This is a genomic window from Streptomyces sp. NPDC001890 (genome assembly GCF_042891445.1).
Taxonomy (GTDB): domain Bacteria; phylum Actinomycetota; class Actinomycetes; order Streptomycetales; family Streptomycetaceae; genus Streptomyces.
Genome location: NZ_JBIATE010000021.1, coordinates 25,484 through 46,012 on the forward strand (window position 1 = coordinate 25,484; position 20,529 = coordinate 46,012).

Sequence of the window (20,529 nt, forward strand, 5' to 3'; positions counted from 1 at the left end):
CCGGCATCCGAACGCGCCGCTCAGTCCCGGCGCCGTGCCCACACATCGGTGTACGGCGCCGGTTCCTCCGGTGCGGGGCGGGGCCGGTGGACTCCGGATACGAGTTCCACCTCGTATCCGGCGGCGTCCTCCAGGTAGGCGGCGGTGTGCTCCTCGCCGCCCGCGTGCGGGTAGCGGTCCGGGAAGAGCGGCCGCCAGCCGTGCTCCGGGGCCCTCTCCACCAGTGCGTCGAGGGTGGCCCGGTCGCGGACGTGGAACGCGAGGTGGTTGAGTCCGGGGCGGTGCCGGTCGTGCGGGCCCGGGGTCAGATCGGGTGACTGCTCGACCACGACATAGCTGTCGCCGCGCCGCCAGCTGCGGCCGTGTTCCCAGCGCTGGTACGGGACATGGCCCAGCTCGCCCAGGAGCCAGCCCCACCCCTGTTCGGCCACCGCCAGATCGGGCACCCACAGCTCGATGTGGTGCACCCCGCCGGTGCCGGACCGGGCGGCGGGCAGCGGAACGGCGCGGCGGACGCCGTCCGGCTCGTACGCCACGGTGTCGCCGTCCTCGTGCCAGTGGATCAGGAAGCGCTCCCCCGCCCGGTAGCCCTCGATCCCGGCCCGGCAGTAGGCGACGGTGTCGTCCGGGAGGGCGTCCAACGGGAACCAGGCCAGCTCGGAGCACTTGTCCGGTTCGCGGTTGTACGGCGGGCGGTCGGGGTCGTACTCCGCCTCGAAGAACCACCCCGTCCTGCAACCGCCGCCGGGATTCCGGTGCTGCATGACCAGGGCGACCCGCAGCTCGTCCGGGTCCAGTTCGACACCGATCTCCTCGGCCGCCTCGCGGATCATCGCCTCGCGGACGTCCTCGCCGTCCTCGACGTGTCCGGACGGGGCGTTGAACAGCCCGTCCGCGTATCCCGTGCCGGCCCGGCGGGCGAGCAGGATCTCGGGGCCGCGGCGGAGGATCAGGTGGACGCCGACGACCTCGGTGTGCCGGTGCGGCGGTTCGGCGCGGGCCACCAGGGCGTAGCGCTCGTCGTCGACCCGCCTGCCCCACAGATCGGGGTCGTCGGAGAGCGGCTCGTGGTGGACATGCTCGGTGAACTCCGAGAGCAGGCCCGTCAGTTGCCCGGCGGAGAGGCCGACACCACCCCAGACGCCCTCGACCAGGACCAGCCGGCCACCGGGCCGCAGCAGGGTGAACCAGTGGCGCAGGGCCGCCGCCGGGTCGGGCAGCAGCCACACCACGTGCCTGACCATGATCACGTCGAACCGCTGGTTGCCCACCGGGGGCCGTGCCGCGTCCCCGATCAGGACCTCGGTGCCCGTCCCGGCGAGCTTGGTCCGGGCCTGCTCCACCATGCGCGGGGAACGGTCGACGGCGGTGACCCGGTGGCCCTGCCCGGCGACGAGCAGGGCCAGGCTTCCGGTGCCGCACCCCAGGTCGAGCACCTCGGAGCGCCCGCCGGGCAGCCAGCTCTCCAGCCGCTGCGCCCAGGCGTGCCGGACCACCGGGTCGAGCAGCCCGTGGTCGGGTTCCTCGTCGAAGGAGTCGGCTGCGGAGTCCCAGTCGATCGTCGTCATGAGTAGATCGTGCCAGTCGCCGCCGACAGCGGTCATGAGGATGCGCCGACCGGGACCGCCCGGACTCCGCGGTCCGGGCGGTCCGGGGCCCTGCTACCCGACGGCCGAGGCGCAGGTGGTGCGGGTGGCGTGCGCCGGGTCCAGGGCGTTCGCCACCTCGTGGTAGGCGACCCGGTCGACGGTGCCGATCGCCACGTGCTCGGAGAGGTCGACCGGGCACAGGTCCTGGAGCAGGACGTTGCGCACGTTTGGCCCGTCCAGGAACTGCGTGCGGTACGGGGTCACGACCTCGTCGTACCTGGTCGCGATGACGGTGTAGTGCACTCCGGGCACGGTGTCGGGGAGCGAGTTGAGCTTGGTGACGAACGGGGAGCCCGCCACCTGGTCGGCGAGGCCGGGGGTGTTGGCGTTCAGCAGGTCCTCGGCTCCCGGGAAGTACGGCAGCAGCTTCGTCAGGCCGAGCAGGGTGGTGCCGTGGTTGTCGGGCGCGATCCCGATCAGGGCGTTCACCTTGGCGGCCCCGCCGAGGAACTTCAGGTAGTAGTTCGGCATCATGCCGCCCTGCGAGTGGCCCACCAGGTCGGCCTTGTCCGCGCCGGTGGCGGCGAGCACCTTGTCGACGAACGAGGAGAGCTGGCCGGCCGACTCGTCGACCGGGCCGAGTCCGTTGAAGAGCGGTACGCCGGGCAACTGCCCGTAGTCGAGCGAGTAGACGCAGTAGCCCCGGTTGACCAGGTAGGGGGCGAGGACCAGCCAGTTGTCGATCGAGTTCCCGAAGGTTCCGTGGACCAGGACGACGGGGCGGGGGTGGGCCGCGGACGGCTTGCAGGAATAGTCGTTCCAGCCGCGGGAGGTGGCCGCGGCGGCGGTGGGGGTGGCCGCGGCGGCAGCGGCGGTGGGGGTGGCGGCTGCGGCGACGGCGAGGAGCAGCGCGGCAAGAGCTCTTCGCGCGCGTGGGGTGCGCGACGCACGTGTCCAGGGCAGCATCGTGTGGTCTCCTTGCGGATCAAGGGAGTTGCGATGTCTGTACACCCTGCGGCCCGGACCACGGGTATGACTGCTGATTCATCCGTGTTCCCGGGTCAAATTACGCGTGAGTAGGGTGGCCTGGGAAGTTACGCGTCGGTAAAAAGTGATGATCCATCAGTCGGGCGGGCCCGAAGGAGTGATCAGGCCGCTACGGGACAGAGCTCAGCCTCCCCGGCAGCACGGCCCGTGGGCCGAACCTGGCCCGCAGCTTGTCCGCCACCGCCTCGATCCGGCGGGCCCGCTCGTCCGCCGGGTCGAACGACAGCTGGTGCGCGGCCCGCTCGCTCTCCATCAGCCCCTCCGCGCGCAGCGCGATCCCCCGCACCCGGGCCCGTTGCAGGGCGAACGAGTCATGGATCCGGTACGCGAGTGCGGTGAGCGCCGCGGAGTGGGCGGTGGGTTCCCGGAGCGTACGGCTGCGGGTCAGCGTCGAGTACCCGGTCCGGTCGGCGTAGCGCACGGAGACCGCGAGGCCGCGGCAGACCTGCCCGTCCCCGCGCATCCTGGCCCCCAGCTCCTCGGTCAGCGACATGAGCGCGCGGCGCTGCCGTTCCCGGTCCAGCTCGTCGCGCGGGAAGGACCGTTCGGCGGCGATCGACCGGGCCGCGGCGCCCGGCACGACCGCCGTGCGGTCGATGCCGCGTGCCCGCTCCCACAGTTCGCGTCCGGTCCGTACGCCGGTGATCCGCTGGAGGGTGCCGAGCGGGGCCGCCGCGATCCGTCCGACGGAGTCGAGCCCGTACGCGCACAGGGTGCGGGCCGTCGCCGCGCCGACGCCGTCCAGTGCCGCGGCCGGCCGGTCCGCGAGGAACTCCGCTCCCCCGCCCCCGGGCACCACGAAGGTCGTCCCGGGCGCGGCCCGCCGGGCCGCCGCCCTGGCCAGCATCGGGTTCTCCGCCGCCCCGATGGCGCAGTCCACGCCGTGCAGGGCGAGCGCGCGGATCCGGATCACCGAGGCCAGCCCCCGCACGTCCAGCCCGAAGTAGCGCAGCGCGCCGCGCACATCGGCGAGCGCACCGTCGGGCGGGGCCGCCTCGACCACCGGGGTGAGCGCGCCGAGCAGGGCGAGCAGCCCCTCGTAACCGGCGCTGTCCGGGAGGCCGCCGCCGACCTTGCGGAACCGCAGGTACAGGATGCCCGGGACCTCGGGTGCGGTGCTCATCCCGCGCTCCCCGGGCTCTGGTGCCACAGCTTCCTGCCGGTGGCGACGCCTTCGCCGGGCGGCTGGAGGTCGGACCAGGGGTTCATCTCGTATCCGGTGGGCAGCTGGATGCGGCGGCCGTTGCCGGCGGGGCCGGCCTCCTCGGCCTCCTCGGCCCGGGGTTCCTCCGCCAGCCGGTCCGCGACCGCGTCGAGTCCGCCGGTACGCCGCAGCTCGGCCAGTTCCGCCAGGTTCCAGGCGGCCGAGCCGACCACGCTCAGGCTCCGCGGTCCGCGCCGCTGCACCACTCCGCGTACCAGCAGCAGCCAGGAGTGGAAGACGGTGTGCGCGCAGGCGGCGTGGCTGTCGTCGAAGAAGGCCAGGTCGACCAGGCCGGTGCCGTCGTCCAGGGTGGTGAAGACGACCCGGCGGCCGGAGCGGACCGGTGGGGTCTGGGTGGCCGCCTTGGCGCCCGCGACCAGCACGGTGTCCCCGTGCCGTGCCTCGCGCAGCCGATTGGCGAGGACCACGCCGAGCTCCTTCAGGAAGACGTGGTGATCGTCCATCAGGTGGCGGGAGACATCCATGCTCAGGACGCCCAGCTCGGCGCTGAGCCGTTCCGTTTCGTCGAGGTCGGGCAGGCCGATGGAGCCGGTCCGGTGTCCGCCGTCGAGCGGCAGCTGCCCGCCCGGTCCGCCGCCGGAACCCGTGCCCCGCTGGGCGCGGTGCAGTTCGGACAGGTGCAGCAGCAGATCGCGCCGGTTGGCGCCGAACGCGTCCAACGCGCCCACCCGGGCCAGCCGTTCGGCGGCCGGTCTGCCCGGCCTGGCGCGCTGCCAGAAGTCGAGCAGCGAGGTGTAGGGCTGTCCGGCCTCGATCCGGGCGACCTCGGCCGCGCCGATGCCATGGACGTCCGAGAGTGCGAGCCGCACCCCCCAGACGCCCTTCCCACCCTCACCATCGGACACCAGTTCGATTCGATGGGTGGCCGCCGACCGGTTCACGTCCAGACCCAGCACCGGCACCCCGCGCCGCCGCGCGTCCGCGAGCAGCAGCCGCTTCGGGTACATCCCGGGGTCATGGGTGAGCAGCCCGGCGTAGAAGGCCGCCGGGTGGTGCGCCTTGAGCCAGGCCGACTGGTACGTCGGCACGGCGAAGGCGACCGCGTGCGCCTTGCAGAAGCCGTAGCTGCCGAACGCCTCGATGATCTCCCAGGTCCGGGCGATCACTTCGGCGCCGTATCCCTTCTCCGCCGCCCGCTGCGCGAACCACACCGCGATCCGGTCCTGCGATCCGGGGTCGGAGAGCGCGCGCCGCACCCGGTCGGCCTCGTCCCGGCCGCAGCCGGTCATGATGTCGACCATCTCGATGATCTGTTCGTGGAAGACGACCACTCCGTACGTCTCGCGCAGCGGTTCTTCCAGATCGGGGTGCGGGTAGCGCACGGGGGCCCGGCCGTGCCGGGCCTCGATGAACGGCCGCACCATGTCGGCGGCGACCGGCCCGGGGCGGAACAGCGAGATGTCGACCACCAGGTCGTGGAAGCCGGCCGGCTGGAGCCTGCCGACCAGGTCGCGCTGGCCCGGCGACTCGATCTGGAAGCAGCCCAGCGTCTCGGCGCTCCTGATCAGCCGGTACGTCTCCGGGTCGTCCGGCTCCACCGCGTCCAGGTCCACGGCCTGCCCCGAGGCCCGCCCGATCTCCGCGACCGCGTGCGCCATCGCCGACTGCATCCGCACACCCAGCACATCGAGCTTGAGCAGTCCCAGCTCCTCCACGTCCTCCTTGTCGAACTGCACCATCGGGAAGCCGTCGCCGCTGGTGGGCACGGTGGGCACCCGGCGCAGCAGCGTGGCGTCCGACAGGAGCACCCCGCACGGGTGCATGGCGATGCCGCGCGGCAGTGCGTCCAGCGCCTCCACCAGTTCCCAGAGCCGCCCGTACCGGTCCTTCTCCCGTGCCACTTCGCGCAGTTCGGGCAGCTCCTCCATGGCCGCGCGGGCGTCGCGGGCCCGGATGTGCGGGAAGGCCTTGGCGAGCCGGTCGGTCTCGGCCGGGTCCATGGAGAGCGCGGCACCCACGTCCCGGATGGCGTGGCGCACCCGGTAGGTCTCGGGCATGGCGACGGTCGCGACCCGCTCGGTGCCGAAGCGTCCGATGATCGCGCGGTAGACGTCGAGCCTGCGGGCGGACTCCACGTCGATGTCGATGTCGGGCAGCACGAAGCGGCGCCTGGACAGGAAGCGCTCCATCAGCAGCCCGTGCTCGACCGGGTCGGCGTGCGCGATCCCGAGGAGATGACTGACCAGGGATCCCGCCCCGGAGCCCCGGGCGGCGACCCGTACCTTCATCTCCCTCACGTCGTCCACGACCTGGGCGACCGTCAGGAAGTAGGAGGCGAAGCCGTGGTGGGCGATGATGTCCAGCTCCTGGTGCATCCGCTCCCAGTAGTCGCGCCTGCGGTCGTAGCCGCGCAGCACCATGCCGGCGGCGGCGCGGGAGGCCAGTACCCGCTGGGCGGTGCGCCGCCCGGCGCCGACGAGTTCCGGTTCGGGGAAGTGGACGGCGCCGAGACCGAGGTCGCCCTCGGGGTCGACGACGCAGGCGTCGGCGGTGCGCCGGGTCTCCGCGAGCAGCCGCGCCCCGGCGCCCTTGCCGAGACCGGCGGCCGCGGTGATCCGCTCCGCGGCCTCCGCCATCGCGCGGGCGTCCTTCAGCCAGCGCTCCCCGCTGTCGAGCGGGGCCCGGCGGGGGTCGACGGGGACCAGCCGGCGGGCCGCGTCGAGCACATCGGCGACCGGGCCCTGCCCGGCGTCGGCGTACCGGACGGCGTTGGTCAGCACGGCCCGCACCCCCTGCTCGGCGGCGAGGCCGACGGTACGGGCGGCGAGCCGCAGCGAACCGGGGCCGGTGCCTTCACGCCCGTGGTGGACGGCTTCGAGGCGCAGGTCGTCGCCGTAGATCTCGCGCCAGCCGGCGAGCAGCTCGGCGGCCCGGTCCGGACGGCCGGCGGCCAGCGCCCTGCCGACGTCGGAGGCGGGGCCGAGCAGCACGGTGAGCCCTTCGGCGGGCAGCTCGGCCCGGCCGACCACGGGCTGGCCGGCCCGGCCGGCCAGGGGCTGTCCGGCGCCGTCGGGCGCGGGGGCGTGGGCGGCGGTGACGAGGCGGCACAGCTCCGCCCAGCCCCGGGCGCCATCCCGGGCGAGGAAGGTGGCCCGGGGTGCGGATTCGTCGATGAAGGCGCCGCCCCGGACCGGGGTCCGCAGCCGCTGCGCGGGCCCGCCCGTTCTCGTATGCTCCGCCGTCGCGAGCTCCACCCCGAAGAGCGGCCGTATCCCGGCCTTCTCGCAGGCACGGGCGAAACGGACCGTGCCCGCGAGGGTGTCGCGGTCGGTCAGCGCCAGCGCGTCCATCCCCCGCTGGACTGCGCGCTCCACCAGCCGCTCCGGGTGCGATGCCCCGTACCGCAGGGAGAACCCGGAAACGGTATGCAGATGCGTGAACCCGGGCATCTGCACCTCCTGGACCGATCCGTACTCACCACCCCCTGCCTCCACCATAGACCAAGTTTCGAACATTCGTGCGATAGCGAGATACGGCACCTCCCCCGCCCCCGGCAGGACACCCCTCGGGGGCCCGCTCAGCCATTCGGCCCTGCCCCGCCTGCACGAACAACCGGCGCCCCGGAGCGTGGGGGCATGACTTTCGTCGACGAGGTGAAGAACGCCGTCACTCCACGGGCCGCACTGCTCGTCATCGGTGTGCTCGGACTGCAGTTGCTGTTCATCGCGTCCTACGTCGGGGCGCTGCACAAGCCGAAACCGACGGACGTACCCTTCGGCCTCGTCGCACCCCAACAGATCTCCGCACAGCTCCTCACCGAGCTGAAGGATCTCCCCGGCGGCCCGCTGGACCCCCGCACGCTCGCCGACGCGGCCACCGCCCGCGAGCAGATCCTCGACCGCAGGATCGACGGTGCCCTGATCGTCGCCCCCGAGGGCACGACCGACACCGTGCTGGTCGCCTCCGGCGGCGGCACCTCGCTGGCCACCACCCTGACGAAGATCATCACGGAGGTCGAACGTACCCAGCAGCGCACGGTGCGGACCGTGGACCTGGCCCCCGCCTCCGACCAGGACTTCAACGGGATCTCGTCGTTCTACCTGGTCGTCGGCTGGTGCGTCGGCGGCTACCTCTGCGCCTCGATCCTGGCGATCAGCGCGGGCGCCAAACCCGCCAACCGACAGCGCGCGGTGATCCGGACCGGTGTCATGGCGCTGTACTCGATCGTGGGCGGGATCGGCGGCGCGATCATCATCGGCCCGATCCTCGGCGCCCTGCCCGGAAGCTTCTGGGGCCTGTCGGGCCTGGGTGCGCTGACCGTCTTCGCGGTCGGCATGATCACCCTCGCCCTCCAGGCCCTCACCGGCATCGTCGGCATCGGTCTGGCCGTCCTGATCGTGGTGATCGCGGGCAACCCGAGCGCCGGCGGCGCCTACCCGCTGCCGATGCTCCCGGACTTCTGGCGGGCGATCGGCCCCGCACTGCCGCCCGGGGCAGGAACCTGGGTGGCCCGCTCGATCGCCTACTTCAGGGGCAACGCGATCACCGGCCCGCTGCTGGTGCTGTCCGCGTGGGCGCTGGTGGGCACGGCCGTCACACTCCTGGTCGCCGCGAGCCGCAGCCCGGAGGAACTCAGCGGCGAACGGCCGCCGTTCGGTTCGAACCCCGGCGCCTGACCTTCCTGCGCCGCCCCGCACCCGCCGCACAGCCGCACAGGGGGAGGGCTCCCCGAATACACCTGGCATCCGGGGAGCCGGGGAGCTACGCTGCCCCGCGATGACAACTCACTTCGATATCAGATCGGGGGCCCCGTCCGCGCAAGGTGAGTGCTGATGCTCACTCAGGACGCGAACAGGGATTCCCGCCTGTCCTTCTGGCTGCGCGTGCGAGAGTTCGCCGTGCCGCCCTCCATGATCGAGACCGCGACCGCCCGCCGTCACGTCGGCGACTGGGCGGGGGCATGCGCCGCCGCAGGTGTCGATGCCGACCTCGCCCCACGGTCCGTGGCACGCACCCACGGGCGAGAACTCGCGTCCCGGATCCGGGACGATCTGCGCCATCTGGCTCCTGACCTGCTGCGCTGGCACCTGCCGAGGATCGCTCCGCGCGGGCTGCTCCGTCCGGGTCTGACAGTCTCTCTGGCCCGGTACGACACCGAGGGGCCCGGCGGCGTGCGCCCGGTTCACCTGGTGGTCCGGACCCCGCCCGCCTGGGCGGACGCCGGCCAGCGGATCAGCCTCGCGCTGTGGGACGGGGCTGACCCCGGGGCCGAGGCCCGCCGCCATCCGCACCACCACCCGAATCCCCGGTTCCGCCTCGACCTGCACCGCCATCTGTGGGACGCGCGGCGGGCCGGTGAGCTGCGGATCCGGTCCGGGGTCGACGGGCCGCCCGCCGGCCGCCGGGTCGTGGTGCCTCCCGAAGTGCTGGAACTGGTACCGCCCGCGCGCCGCTGCGCCGTCGACCGATGGGCGGACGAGGCGGGGATCCTGCTCCGGGCCGAGGGGCGGTCCGCCGGGACCGTCGCCGTGCGGTTCGGGGCCCGGCACCGGCTGCTGCTGGACCTGGTGCCGGAGGGGGACGGCCCCGGGCCGCCCGCGTCGCGGATCGCGGCCGCCACCACGGCCACGGGCGGTGGCGCCTCCGTGCTGCCGGTGCTCCCCGACGCGGCGACCTGGGTGCTGCCCGACCTCGATCTGATCCGTGCCGGTGCGATCGGGGCCGACCGGCTGCATCCACTGGTCGGCGCGGCCCTGGCACCGGATCGTCCGCCGGGCGTTCCGGCCCCGTCCCCGGCCCCGGCCGGACAACCACGCCTCGTGGAATGCCGGGGAGCCCGGCACCGGATCGGCCTGGTCGACGGGGTACTGGCCCCGCTGGACCACGACCCGGCCGAGATCCGCCGGGAGGAGCTGCTGGTCGCCCTGACCGGCACTCCACTGCCCTGCCTCCAGGCCATCGACGAGGCACACCGCCGTCCGGACTGCCTCACCGGTGTGCGCGAACGCCTGGACCACGGCGACATCGCCGGTGCGCTGGCCGTCGTCGAGGGTCTGCTCGGCCCCGGCGCACTGCTGCGCAGCGGCGAACTGCGGGACGAACTGGAGGCGGCCGCGCGGCGGCGGATCACCTACGGGCTGTTCCGGGCGGGCCTGGCCGAAGGGCCCGGCCGTCTCCACCCGTACCGCCGCCGGCCCCGTGACCGCCGCTCGCACCCGCGTCACGCGGTCCGTCGCTGACCCACGGCCCGTCACCGGCCCGCAGCCCGCGTGCCGTCCGCAGCCGGCACCCCGTCCGTCGCCGGCCGGAATTCCTCTCACTTCCTCCGTACGCCCCACCACGAACCCACAGGTGATTCAGACATGCTCACACGCACCCCTTCCGTCACGTCCGTCCCTCCCTCCGGCCAGGACCACGCCTCCCAGCTCGACATCGCCGGCGAGCTGACGGCCCTGCTGCGCGACACCACCACCGAACCCCGTCCCGACATCCAGCTGGAGGCCCTGGCCCTGGCCGTGGCCGCCGATCTGCCCGTACTCCTGTGGGGCGAGCCCGGCATCGGCAAGACCGCCGCGCTCACCCAGCTCGCCGTGTCCCTGGATCTTCCGCTGACCACGGTCATCGCCAGCGTCCACGAGCCGTCCGACTTCTCGGGGCTGCCCGTCGTGGGGGACGATCCCGCCGAACAGGGCGTGCCGATGGCGCCGCCGGACTGGGCGGTACGGCTGGTCCGGGCCGGCCGGGGGCTGCTGTTCCTGGACGAGCTGTCCACCGCACCGCCGGCCGTGCAGGCCGCCCTGCTCCGTCTCGTGCTGGAGCGGCGGATCGGTGCCCTGCAACTGCCGCCCGGGGTACGGATCGTGGCCGCGGCCAATCCGCGTTCCTCGGCGGCCGACGGCTGGGAGCTGAGCCCGCCGCTGGCCAACCGGTTCGTGCACCTCCAGTGGACCCACGACCACGAGGTGGTGGTGCGCGGCCTCGGCGGGACCTGGCCCCGGGCGACGCTGCCCCGGCTCGACCCCGAACGGCTGCCGGAGGCCGTGGACTTCGCCCGCCGCGCGGTGTGCGGGCTGCTCACCGCCCGCCCGGCGCTCGTGCACCGGCTGCCCAGCGGCGAGACGCGCCGGGGCGGTCCCTGGCCGTCGCCCCGCAGCTGGGACATGACGTTGAGCCTGATCGCGTTCGCGACCGCGGCCGGCTCCTCCAGGGACGTGCTCTCGCTGCTGGTCCGGGGGACCGTGGGAGACGGTCCGGGGCTGGAGCTGCTGGCGAGCCTGGACCGGATGGACCTGCCCGATCCCGAGACGCTGCTCGCCGACCCGGCGGGTGCCGTCCTGCCCGAGCGGGGGGATCTGCGTCAGGCGGTGCTGGACGGTGTGGTGGCGGCGGTCCGCAATCGTCCGGAGAAGTCCCGCTGGGACGCGGCATGGACACTCCTGGTCCGGGCGCTGGAGACCGGTGCCCCGGACGTGGTGGTCGTCCCGGCGACCACGCTGGCCTCGCTGCGCCGGGTGGACTGGGACGTCCCGGCATCGATCGAGCGGCTCGCCGGAGCGGTGTCCCTGTCCCGACGGGCGGACCGGGCGGCGACCCGGACCGCGGACCGGGCAGCCGCGGCGGCGAAGGCCGGCCGATGACACCCGACGCGCCGGGGGCGCTGGACCTCGACAAGCTCTTCGCCGCCCGGCTGCAGGCCGTCCGGGCCCGCCCCTACCTGGCGACGGCGCTGTTCGCCCTGCGCGTCGTGGAGTCGCGGCGGGTACCGACGATGGCCGTCGACCGGCACTGGCGGTGCTACGTCTCGCCCGGCTTCGTGGACCGGACCCCGGAGGAGGAACTGGCCGGGGTGTGGGTGCACGAGGTGTCGCACCTGCTGCGCGACCACCACGGGCGCAGCGACCGGGTCGCACGGCAGCAGGGGCTGACCGGTCCCGCCGAACGGCTGCGGATGAACATCGCCGCCGACTGCGAGATCAACGACGACGTGTTCGGCGAGGGGCTGGTCCGGCCGGAGGGCGCCGTCTCCCCGGAATCCCTGGGGCTCCCCGAGGGGCAGCTCATGGAGGAATACCTGACCCGGTTCCGGCTCGGGCCGTACACGGAGCACCTGGCCTGGCTGGACTGCGGCAGTGGCGCCGATGGGCTGGAACGGGAGTGGGACCTGGGGCCGGACGGCGCGCACGGCCTGAGCGAGCAGGAGCGGGACGCGGTCCGGTTCCGGGTGGCGCAGGGCATCACCGGCCGTCCGGGGAACGCCTCGAAGGGGTGGCGGCGGTGGGCCGAGGAGGCGTTCCACCCGCCGCAGCCGTGGCGGGAGCTGCTGGGTGCGGCGGTCCGTTCGGCCGTCTCCGGGTCCGGCGCGGGCGAGGACTACACGTACGGCCGCCCCTCGCGACGCTCGGCCGGTGTGCCCGGTGCGGTGCTGCCGAGCCTGCGGCGCAGGCCGCCCCGGGTCTGCGTGGTCATCGACACGTCCGGGTCGGTCAGCGACACCGAACTGGGCAGCGCGCTGCTGGAGGTTGCCGCGATCTCCCGCGCGGTCGGCGGCCGTCGCGACCTGATCACCGTCCTGCCGTGCGACGCGGCGGCCAGGATCGCGCACCCGTTGTGCCGTGCCGAGGGAATCCCGCTGGTGGGCGGCGGCGGTACGGATCTGCGCACAGGCTTCGCCAGGGCCCTGCGGACGCAGCCGAGGCCCGATGTCGTCGTGGTCCTGACGGACGGCCAGACCCCCTGGCCGAGTACGCGGCCGGCGTGCCGGACGGTGGTGGGTCTGTTCCCCCGGCTGCGGGACGAGGACGATCCGTACTACGTCCCGAGTTCCCCGCCCGAGTGGGCACGCACGGTGGTCATCGGGGCGGCGCCCGCGGCCCGGTAGGGCTCCGGGCGTTCGCCGTCACCCCTTCGTCCGGCCCGGTGCACCACCCCGGGTACTGTCCGCTTGTTCGAATCAGGCCCCGTAGCCCGGGGCTGCACGTGGGAGAGTCGCCATGAGCGGAGCAGGACCGGCGGAGCGTATGTGGAAGCCGAGCAACGAAGAGGGCGGGGCGCTCGCGGGCCGGTGGTGGCAGTGGGCCCTGTCCGCGCCCGACGACCGGAGCCCGGTCAGGGACACGACGGGTGAGCACGCCGCCTGGAACCAGCCGGACGACCTCTGGTTCCTGGCCGGCACCTACGGCGGGCGGGTGGTGCGGCGCTGCGCGCTCCCCTCGGACCGGCCGGTCTTCTTCCCCGTCCTCAACATGCAGCACCCCCGTTCGTACTCGAGGATTCCCCAGCGCATGACCGCCACGGAGGCCACGGCCTCGCTCAACAGCGTCCCGCTGCCCTTGCAGGAGTTCACCGCACCGTTCCGGACCGGGCTGACCCAGCGTTACGCCTGGGGCATCTGGGGCGGCTTCGAACCACTGACCCCCGGTCAGTACGTGCTGGAGATCAAGGCGGCCGCCACGAACGGCTTCTGGGTCGACACGACCTACCACCTGGAGTCGAAGGCCCCCTGATCCACCGGACATCCCCCTACGCGTCGGGGACGCATGGCATCATGCTGAGCGATCTCGTGAGACCACGAGGAGCACGTTCAGCACAACTCCCTTTTATTCTGCGGAGGTTGCTCATGCGTCGCCGATTCACCGTCCCGCTCGCCACGGCCGCTCTGTCGCTCCCCCTCGTCCTGCTCCCCGCCGCGTCCGCCTCGGCCGCCCCTGCCGACAAACCCCAGGTCCTCAGCTCCTGGACCCAGACGAGCCTCTCCAGCTACAACGCCTGGAACTCGGCCCGCAACAACCAGGGCGCCTGGTCCGCGTACGGCTTCGACTGGTCGACGGACTACTGCAGCAGCTCGCCCGACAACCCGTTCGGCTTCCCCTTCCAGACCGCCTGCGCCCGCCACGACTTCGGCTACCGCAACTACAAGGCGGCCGGCACCTTCGACGCCAACAAGTCACGCATCGACTCCGCGTTCTACTCGGACCTCAAGCGCGTATGCGCCGCCTACTCCGGAGCGAAGCTCACCGCGTGCAACAGCACGGCATGGACGTACTACCACGCCGTGGACATCTTCGGCGTGGCACCGGCGAAGACGGGCACCGAGGGACTGACCCGGGCCGCCTGACATCGCCCCGGCCCCACGAACGGCGGGCTCGTCCGCATCGCCTCGATCGATGCGGACCGGCCCGTTGCCGTACGGCAGGCTCAGCACCGGGCCCACCGGCACACTCACCGGAATCCGGACCGCGTCCGCCGCCGGCGGACTCGACTCCGCCCACAACAGCTGGTTCCCACCCCTCACGCACCATCCACCACCCTTCCGTGGGTTTCCAACTCCCGGACCCGGTAAGAGCTCTGATGAGCCATCATCGAATTCGGGCGGGAAAAAGACGGGCACGCGGTGCCCGCACCATTCCAAGGAGGCGCCAAGTGCGTAATCGGGTGCGCGCGGTCGACGGGCGGCATCTGGTGGTGGAGCGACTCGGGGATCCTCGCGGCAGACCGGTCTTCCTGCTGCACGGGATGCCCGGCAGCAGGCTCGGTCCGGCTCCGCGCGGCATGGTCCTGTACCAGCGCAAGACCCAGCTGATCACCTACGACCGGCCGGGCTACGGCGAGTCCGACCGGCTGCCGGGCCGCAGTGTCGCCGATGCCGTTCAGGACGTACGGGCCATCGCCGACCATCTCGGGCTCGAACGGTTCGCCGTGGTGGGCCGCTCCGGTGGTGCCCCGCACGCCCTGGCCTGCGCGGCGCTGATGCCCGAGCGGGTGACCCGTACCGCCGCACTGGTCACGCTGGCCCCCCGGGAGGCCGACGGTCTCGACTGGTTCGACGGGATGGCCGCCTCCAACGTGCTGGCGTACTCCACGGCGACGGCCGATCCGGACGGGCTCGCGGAGTCGTTCATCTCCCGGTCCGCGGTGATCAGGAAGAACCCGGTCCAGCTCATCGACGAACTGCGCCAGGAGCTGACCGACTCCGACCGGATGGTGGTCAACGACGCCGGGGTCCGCACCATGCTGCTGCGCAACTACCGTGAGGGGCTGCGCACTTCGGCCTGGGGCTGGATCGACGACGCGCTCGCGTTCAGCAATCCGTGGGGGTTCGACCCGGCGGACATCCCCGGTCCGGTGCTGCTCTGGCACGGCGAGAAGGATGTGTTCTCCCCGGTGGGCCACTCGCGCTGGCTGGCCGAACGCATCCCGAACTCCACCGTCGTGGTGGAACCGGCGGCAGCGCACTTCGACGCGCTGCACGCACTGCCCAGGATCCTCAACTGGCTGCTGGAGCCGCCCACCGGATGACGGACGGGGCCGGCGGTCCAGGAGCGTCCGGCGACGGCCGGACGCTCCCGGGGCTCAAACCGCCGTCGGTTCCAGTTCGCGCTCGAACCGGTCGTCCTCGTCCCGGGCGATCCGGGTCATCGGATGGTCGTCACCGAGTTGGCGGGCCAGCTCCTCGACCGTCTCGGTCCGCAGCCGCAGCGCCTCGTCCTTGCGCCCCATCGCGTCGAGCGTGACCGCCATGTTCGACGTCATGGCCAGGGTCTCCGGGTGATGTGCCCCCAGTACCCTCCTGAGCTGCCCGGACACCTTCTCCTCGGTCTCCAGCACCAGGTCGAGGTCGCCCCGCTCCGCCGTCGCGTTCGCCAGGTTCATCACGCAGAACAGGGTGTTGGGGTGCTCCGGCCCGTACACCTCCCGCATCGTGGCGAGCACCCGGGTCAGCACCCGCACCGACTCCTCGGACGCGCCGGTCCCCGACTGGTAGACGCCGAGGTTGTTCAGCGCGGCCAGGGTGTACGGGTGTTTCTCCCCCGGCACCTTCATGTACTGGTCGACGACCTCCTGCGCGGTGTCCCTGGCCTCGGTCGGCTCGCCGGCCGCGAACAGGTCGGCCGCCATGTTGAGGTCGCAGGCCAGCGACTCCGGGTTGGCGGAGGTGTACTTGGCCCGGTACCTGGACCGGGTGGCCACCGTGAGTCTGCGGGCGTCCTCCAGTCTGCCCGCGCGGCGCAACGACACCGCGAGGCTCTTCGCCGCGCTCAGCGTGCCCGGGAAGGCCCGGCCGAGCGTGGCCTTGTAGCTGTCGTACGTACGGCTGAGGATGCCGACCGAGTCCTCGTACCGTCCGACGTCCCGCAGGTCACGGGCCAGGTTCATGGCCGAGGAGAGGCTGTAGGGATGCTCCGCGCCGAGCACCTCGACGCGCCGGTCGAAGACGTCCTGGTCGATCTCGCGGGCCTTGGCGTACTGGCCGATGGACCGCAGGGTGAACGCCAGGTTGTTGGCCGCGGCCAGCGTCCGCGGGTGCGACTCGTGGAAGATCTGGTTGAACCCGTCGGTGGCCTCGGTCGCCAGCTCGATCGCCCTGGTGTACTCCCCGAGCGTGCCGAGGTCGGTCGCCAGGCTGCTGGTGCTCATGTACGTGTGCGGGTGCTCCGGGCCCAGGACCTCGCGCTGTGTCGCCAGGGTGATCTCGTCGAGTTCCCTGGCCTCCACGTAACGGCCGCGCGAGCGGTAGATGTTGGAGAGGTGGAAGCAGAGGTAGAGGTACTGGATGTCCCGCTCCCCCAGCGTCTGGCGCCAGATCTCGCGCAGCTCCTCGCAGACCGTCGTCGCGGTCCGGAAGTCACCGCGCTTCCAGAGGTAGCGGACCCGGTCGATCAGGAGCCTGCGGGCCTCGGGCTCCTTGCAGTTGCGCGCGTCGGACGGGCCGAGGTGCGGCCAGATGGTGGCGAACTGCGGCCAGGTCGAGGGGTTGTCGATCGGCTCGTCGTCATCGGGCCGGGCGCCCGCCAGGATGCGGTGGACGGCGTGCCGGGCGTCCTGCTGCTCCTCCTCGGTGAGCTGCGCCCGGATGACGGCCTGGACGAGCCGGTGCACCTGGATGGAGTTGGAGACCTGGTCGACCTTGGCGAGGGCGAACCGGCCGATCTCCCGGATGACCCGGCCCAGCACCAGCTTCTCCTGGAGCGAGGCGTCGTACGGCTTCAGCGCCTCGATCATCTCCTTGCTGTAGAGGAGGTTCCCCGAGATGGGCTCGGGTGCGAAGAAGGCGCAGAGCTGGAGCAGCCGGACCGCGGCGGGCGAGCGCTCCTTGAGCCGCTGGATGGAGATGTTCCAGGTCGCGGCGACCGGCTCCGGGTAACCGGCCGGCTGATTGAGCGCCAGGACCTCGGGCGCCTGCTGGGCCAGCTGTTCGAGATAGGTGTCGATCGGGGTGGCGGTCTCCGCGATCCAGGCCGCCGCCTGCTCCACGGCCAGCGGCAGGTCGCCGACGGCGGTGGCCACCTGGGCGGCGTCCTCGTCGGTCAGCCCCGGGGCCCGGCGCTGGAGGTGCTCGATGGACTCCTCGCGCAGGAAGACGTCGACCGGCAGCGCGTCGCCGTGCTGGGACCATGCCTGGTTGCGCGAGGTGACCAGGATGTGGCCCGAGCCGCCCTGCGGGAAGTAGCGGCGGAGCCGTTCGGGGTCGTCGGCGTTGTCGAAGACCAGCAGCCAGCGGTCCGAGGGCACACCCCGGCGCAGCAGGTCCACGGCCTCCTGGGAGGCGGCCGCCATGTCGTCGCCGCCCTGGGCGCCGAGCCGGACCGCGAGCTCGGCGAGCGCGGCCACCACGTCGTCGGTCTGCTCGGAAGATATCCACCAGACCAGGTCGTAGTCGGCCATGAAGCGGTGCACGTACTCCAGGGCGACCTGGGTCTTGCCGACGCCGCCGAGCCCGTACAGGGTCTGCGGCTGCGGCAGCACCACGGCCATGCCGCCGCCGAGCTGGTCGCGCATCCGTTCCAGGACCAGCGAGCGGCCGGTGAAGCCGGGGTTGCGCGGCGGGGCGTTCCAGATCCTGGGGACGGTGCCCGGGAAGCGCGGTCCGGGCGACACCGCGTCGGTGAGCTGTACGGGCCGGTCCAGGGCGCGCAGCAGTGCGGCGGTGGCGTGCACCTCGTCGAGCCGGAAGAGGTCGACGGGGTTGCGGTCGATGTAGGGCGCGGAGAGCCGTACGTCACCGACCCTGAGCGGCAGCAGATGGCGCCGGCCGCCGCCGGGGTCCTCCGCGACGGCCCGGTCCCAGAGGTCCACCGCGCGCTGGGACTTGAGGTAGGCGCTGGAGAGGAGCACCACGGTGCGGGCGGCGCTCTCGGCGGGTGCCTGTTCCATGTTCTCCCGCTGGGCGGACACGTCGCGCGGCACGACGCGGAACCCGGCCCGGGTGAGCACGGACTCGATCCAGTCGGCCCACATCCGGTTCTCCGCCACGTAGCTGAGGAAGAGATCGGCCGGCAGCGCGGGCCGGCGCCGGGTGAACGCGTCCCGGATGCGCAGCCGCACCTCTTCGCCGACCGGTGGCATCGAGGTGATCTGCTGGTCGGTGATGACGGAGGTGAGCCGCTCGAAGGCGGAGAGCAGGGAGTTGGTGAGACCGGCCTCGTCGCCGAAGGTGGCGAGGGTCTCCTCGTAGGCGTAGTAGGGGCGGTACGGAATCTCCACCGCGCCCCAGTAGGCGGTGAGTTCGTCCCCGGACAGGTCGCGCGGCAGCCGGTCGAACTTCAGCCGGGCCAGCGCCCGTCCGGCATCCGCCTTCTCCTTCTCGCCCTCGTCGATGCGCATCGGGACGGGGAAGATGGAGATGGGGCGGCCGGTGTAGCGCTCGGAGATCTGCCGGGCGACGGAGGCGGCGCCGTCGATGGACTGGTCGCTGAGCGTGAAGCAGTCGACGAGGACGTCGGGGAGGTGGACGGTGCAGATGTCGGCGATGTCGCTGAGGCCGGTCCGGCTGTCGATGAGGACGTAGTCGTAGTTGGCCTTCATGTCGTCGCGCAGGGCGTCGAAGAAGTGGCCGCCGCCGAGCCGGTCGTAGAAGTTGTCCCAGTCGAAGGTGGAGACGGTCGCGGAGTACTCGCGGTTCTGCCGTCCCGCGGAGACGAAGTCGAGCGTGCCGCCCTGCGGGAACTCCCAGCCGAGCGCCTCGGGGGTCAGGGAGACGGCGTGCGGCTGGATCCGGGCGTAGTCGCGGTGCCAGTCGTCGGCGCGCTGGACGGGGCTGGTCGCGGCCCACGCGTACTCGGTGATCAGGTCGATGACGCCGGTGGTGGCACCGAGTGTGGACGGGTCGAGGAACGGGTGGAAGAACCGGTGGAGCCCGGGTGCCTCCAGGTCCCAGTCGACGGCCAGTACCCGCTTCCCGTTGGCGGCGAGTATCCATGCGGTGTTGGCCAGGGCCATGGTGCGGCCGGTGCCGCCCTTGTACGAGTAGAAGGTGACGATGCGCCCGTCACGACTGGCCGTCATCCGTGTCCTCCGCATCCGTCGCAGGGTCGTGTGTCTCGGGGATGTAGTTCGTCTGCGCCATCGGCCCCATCAACCGTGTCCGTTCGGTGTGTCCGCCTCCGGTGGCGGGTGGGTACACCGCCGCGTGTCTCAGGTACTGCTGGGCCGCCACCTCGACGACCTGCGGCAGGATCTGCCCGAAGGCCTCCATGCTGGGGACGCCCTTGGCGGCGGCCCGGCAGTAGGCCCGCCCCTGGCGCATCTTGGTCGGCATGGTCTGTTCGAGCTTCTCGGTCAGTTCGGCCTCGGCCGCCATGCTCTCGTGGTCCTCCCGGTTCCACGGCACGATCATCGTCACCCAGGGGCGGTTCTCGGCGTCGAAGGCGGCGAGCCGCCGGCACCGGTCCTCGTCCTGCAGGGCCCAGCGGTCGACGAGCAGGATCTCCGGCCTGCTGGGCGGCTGCTTGCCCTCGCCGTGCCCGGTCTCCTCGTCGAAGGAGGAGATGATCGCCTGGTAGTTGAGGGACCGGACCAGGTCCTCGGCGACGTAGGCCAGTGGCCGGGCGGCGGCCGGGTGGTAGGGGTTCCAGTCCTGCGGACTGTCTCCGTAGTAGTCGGCACTGCGTCCGGCGGGCAGGTCGTGCCGGGTGGCCGCGGCTATGGTGACCTGCATCGGACGGGGGCCGCCCACCGAGCTGTTGGGCGGGCCGAAGGCGCTGGGCGCCAGGCGGTAGTCGACGGGACGGCCGGTGCCGATCCTTATGGTGTCGGCGACGTTGACGATGCGCTTGGCGAGCTCGTACACCGCGCGCTCGTACTCCTCGGCGAAGAGCCGGAGTTTGATCAGTCCGTAGAGTCCGTCACTGACGTAACGGTCTCCGAAATCGCGGTGGTTGAACTGTAATCTCTCGGCGGGGCCGGGGAGTTGGCTCGGGGGGACCGGTACCCAGAGGGCCGGGACGATCGCCTCGGCCCGCTGGTTGGAGCGGGCCCGATGATGGATGGCTCGCTGAGCGAAGGCGTACCACTCCTTGCCGCACATCTCGCTCGCGAAGTAGCGCGGCGAGAACAGCGGAACGAACACCCGGCAGGTGGCGAGCACCTCACCGAGCCGTTCCGACCAGCCCTCGCCGGAGCGTATCTCGCGGTCGATGAATCCCGCGGGCGCGCCCGCGGGAAGATCCGTCATGGCCAGTACATGGTCACAGAGATCCTTGAAGAGGCGTTCGACCCACATATCCGGGTCGGTTCCACGGCCGTAGCCCGGTGTATGGGCATAACTCAAGAAGAAGTACGGCCGATGGTCCGCCGCTCGCTGCTGCGTTGTTGCGTGCACACGACCCCCGTCCTGTGTGAGCACCCGCATCCGGGGACTGAAGTGAATGCGAGCGAATTCATCATTCCGGAGCGGACGTTGCTCCACCCCCATGGCGTTCGGTCATTCAACGCCGGTTTTCAGTCATACGT

General features: G+C 72.3%; 13 protein-coding genes. 7 read left to right on the top strand and 6 right to left on the bottom strand.

What is annotated here, in order from left to right; all coding sequences use genetic code 11:
• Positions 1–20: 20 nt before the first annotated feature.
• The 4 genes from ACFYY1_RS33755 to ACFYY1_RS33770 form a co-directional block, all read right to left on the bottom strand.
• The gene (locus ACFYY1_RS33755; protein WP_388592304.1) at positions 21–1,568 is read right to left on the bottom strand and encodes a methyltransferase domain-containing protein; all 1,548 of its coding nucleotides are present in this window, start codon (positions 1,566–1,568) and stop codon (positions 21–23) included.
• A gap of 93 nt (positions 1,569–1,661) precedes the next feature.
• Positions 1,662–2,555, bottom strand: a complete 894-nt coding sequence (locus ACFYY1_RS33760; protein WP_388592305.1) for an esterase/lipase family protein — start codon at positions 2,553–2,555, stop codon at positions 1,662–1,664.
• A 190-nt stretch (positions 2,556–2,745) separates the two neighbouring features.
• Entirely contained in the window at positions 2,746–3,759 is a 1,014-nt protein-coding gene (locus ACFYY1_RS33765) for a hypothetical protein (protein WP_388592307.1), read from the bottom strand.
• On the bottom strand, positions 3,756–7,250 hold the full coding sequence (locus ACFYY1_RS33770; RefSeq protein WP_388592429.1) for a DNA polymerase III subunit alpha: 3,495 nt from the start codon (positions 7,248–7,250) through the stop codon (positions 3,756–3,758). The genes ACFYY1_RS33765 and ACFYY1_RS33770 overlap by 4 nt, the downstream gene beginning before the upstream one ends.
• A gap of 186 nt (positions 7,251–7,436) precedes the next feature.
• On the opposite strand from ACFYY1_RS33770, the gene ACFYY1_RS33775 reads away from it, so the two are divergent.
• The 7 genes from ACFYY1_RS33775 to ACFYY1_RS33805 all read left to right on the top strand — a co-directional run bounded on the left by ACFYY1_RS33775 (position 7,437) and on the right by ACFYY1_RS33805 (position 15,096).
• On the top strand, positions 7,437–8,477 hold the full coding sequence (locus tag ACFYY1_RS33775; RefSeq protein ID WP_388592309.1) for a DUF3533 domain-containing protein: 1,041 nt from the start codon (positions 7,437–7,439) through the stop codon (positions 8,475–8,477).
• Between the two features lie 156 nt (positions 8,478–8,633).
• On the top strand, positions 8,634–10,040 hold the full coding sequence (locus tag ACFYY1_RS33780; RefSeq protein ID WP_388592311.1) for a hypothetical protein: 1,407 nt from the start codon (positions 8,634–8,636) through the stop codon (positions 10,038–10,040).
• Between the two features lie 123 nt (positions 10,041–10,163).
• Complete coding sequence (locus ACFYY1_RS33785) at positions 10,164–11,438, top strand: AAA family ATPase (protein WP_388592312.1); 1,275 nt, start codon at positions 10,164–10,166, stop codon at positions 11,436–11,438.
• Positions 11,435–12,679, top strand: a complete 1,245-nt coding sequence (locus ACFYY1_RS33790; RefSeq protein ID WP_388592314.1) for a VWA-like domain-containing protein — start codon at positions 11,435–11,437, stop codon at positions 12,677–12,679. The genes ACFYY1_RS33785 and ACFYY1_RS33790 overlap by 4 nt, the downstream gene beginning before the upstream one ends.
• Before the next feature lie 112 nt (positions 12,680–12,791).
• Positions 12,792–13,304 (top strand): hypothetical protein, encoded by a 513-nt coding sequence (locus ACFYY1_RS33795; RefSeq protein WP_388592315.1) that lies wholly within the window; start codon positions 12,792–12,794, stop codon positions 13,302–13,304.
• Positions 13,305–13,417: 113 nt separating this feature from the next.
• Positions 13,418–13,915 carry a phospholipase gene (locus ACFYY1_RS33800; protein ID WP_388592317.1) on the top strand — a complete coding sequence of 166 codons (498 nt, stop codon included), beginning with the start codon at positions 13,418–13,420 and terminating at the stop codon, positions 13,913–13,915.
• A 305-nt stretch (positions 13,916–14,220) separates the two neighbouring features.
• Positions 14,221–15,096, top strand: a complete 876-nt coding sequence (locus tag ACFYY1_RS33805; protein ID WP_388592318.1) for an alpha/beta fold hydrolase — start codon at positions 14,221–14,223, stop codon at positions 15,094–15,096.
• A 54-nt stretch (positions 15,097–15,150) separates the two neighbouring features.
• On the opposite strand, the gene fxsT is transcribed toward ACFYY1_RS33805, so the two are convergent.
• Together fxsT and fsxC are read right to left on the bottom strand one after the other, a co-directional pair.
• Positions 15,151–19,083 carry an FxSxx-COOH system tetratricopeptide repeat protein gene (gene fxsT, locus ACFYY1_RS33810; protein ID WP_388592320.1) on the bottom strand — a complete coding sequence of 1,311 codons (3,933 nt, stop codon included), beginning with the start codon at positions 19,081–19,083 and terminating at the stop codon, positions 15,151–15,153.
• Entirely contained in the window at positions 19,067–20,428 is a 1,362-nt protein-coding gene (gene fsxC / locus ACFYY1_RS33815; protein WP_388592321.1) for an FxsC protein, read from the bottom strand. Before fsxC ends, fxsT begins: the two co-directional genes overlap by 17 nt.
• Positions 20,429–20,529: the final 101 nt, after the last annotated feature.

Excerpts from the sequence above, each read along its gene's own strand:
- ACFYY1_RS33755 (WP_388592304.1), bottom strand. The coding sequence starts at position 1,568 with ATGACGACGATCGACTGGGACTCCGCAGCCGACTCCTTCGACGAGGAA.
- ACFYY1_RS33760 (WP_388592305.1), bottom strand. The coding sequence starts at position 2,555 with ATGCTGCCCTGGACACGTGCGTCGCGCACCCCACGCGCGCGAAGAGCT.
- ACFYY1_RS33765 (WP_388592307.1), bottom strand. The coding sequence starts at position 3,759 with ATGAGCACCGCACCCGAGGTCCCGGGCATCCTGTACCTGCGGTTCCGC.
- ACFYY1_RS33770 (WP_388592429.1), bottom strand. The coding sequence starts at position 7,250 with ATGCCCGGGTTCACGCATCTGCATACCGTTTCCGGGTTCTCCCTGCGG.
- ACFYY1_RS33775 (WP_388592309.1), top strand. The coding sequence starts at position 7,437 with ATGACTTTCGTCGACGAGGTGAAGAACGCCGTCACTCCACGGGCCGCA.
- ACFYY1_RS33780 (WP_388592311.1), top strand. The coding sequence starts at position 8,634 with ATGCTCACTCAGGACGCGAACAGGGATTCCCGCCTGTCCTTCTGGCTG.
- ACFYY1_RS33785 (WP_388592312.1), top strand. The coding sequence starts at position 10,164 with ATGCTCACACGCACCCCTTCCGTCACGTCCGTCCCTCCCTCCGGCCAG.
- ACFYY1_RS33790 (WP_388592314.1), top strand. The coding sequence starts at position 11,435 with ATGACACCCGACGCGCCGGGGGCGCTGGACCTCGACAAGCTCTTCGCC.
- ACFYY1_RS33795 (WP_388592315.1), top strand. The coding sequence starts at position 12,792 with ATGAGCGGAGCAGGACCGGCGGAGCGTATGTGGAAGCCGAGCAACGAA.
- ACFYY1_RS33800 (WP_388592317.1), top strand. The coding sequence starts at position 13,418 with ATGCGTCGCCGATTCACCGTCCCGCTCGCCACGGCCGCTCTGTCGCTC.
- fxsT (WP_388592320.1), bottom strand. The coding sequence starts at position 19,083 with ATGACGGCCAGTCGTGACGGGCGCATCGTCACCTTCTACTCGTACAAG.
- fsxC (WP_388592321.1), bottom strand. The coding sequence starts at position 20,428 with ATGCGGGTGCTCACACAGGACGGGGGTCGTGTGCACGCAACAACGCAG.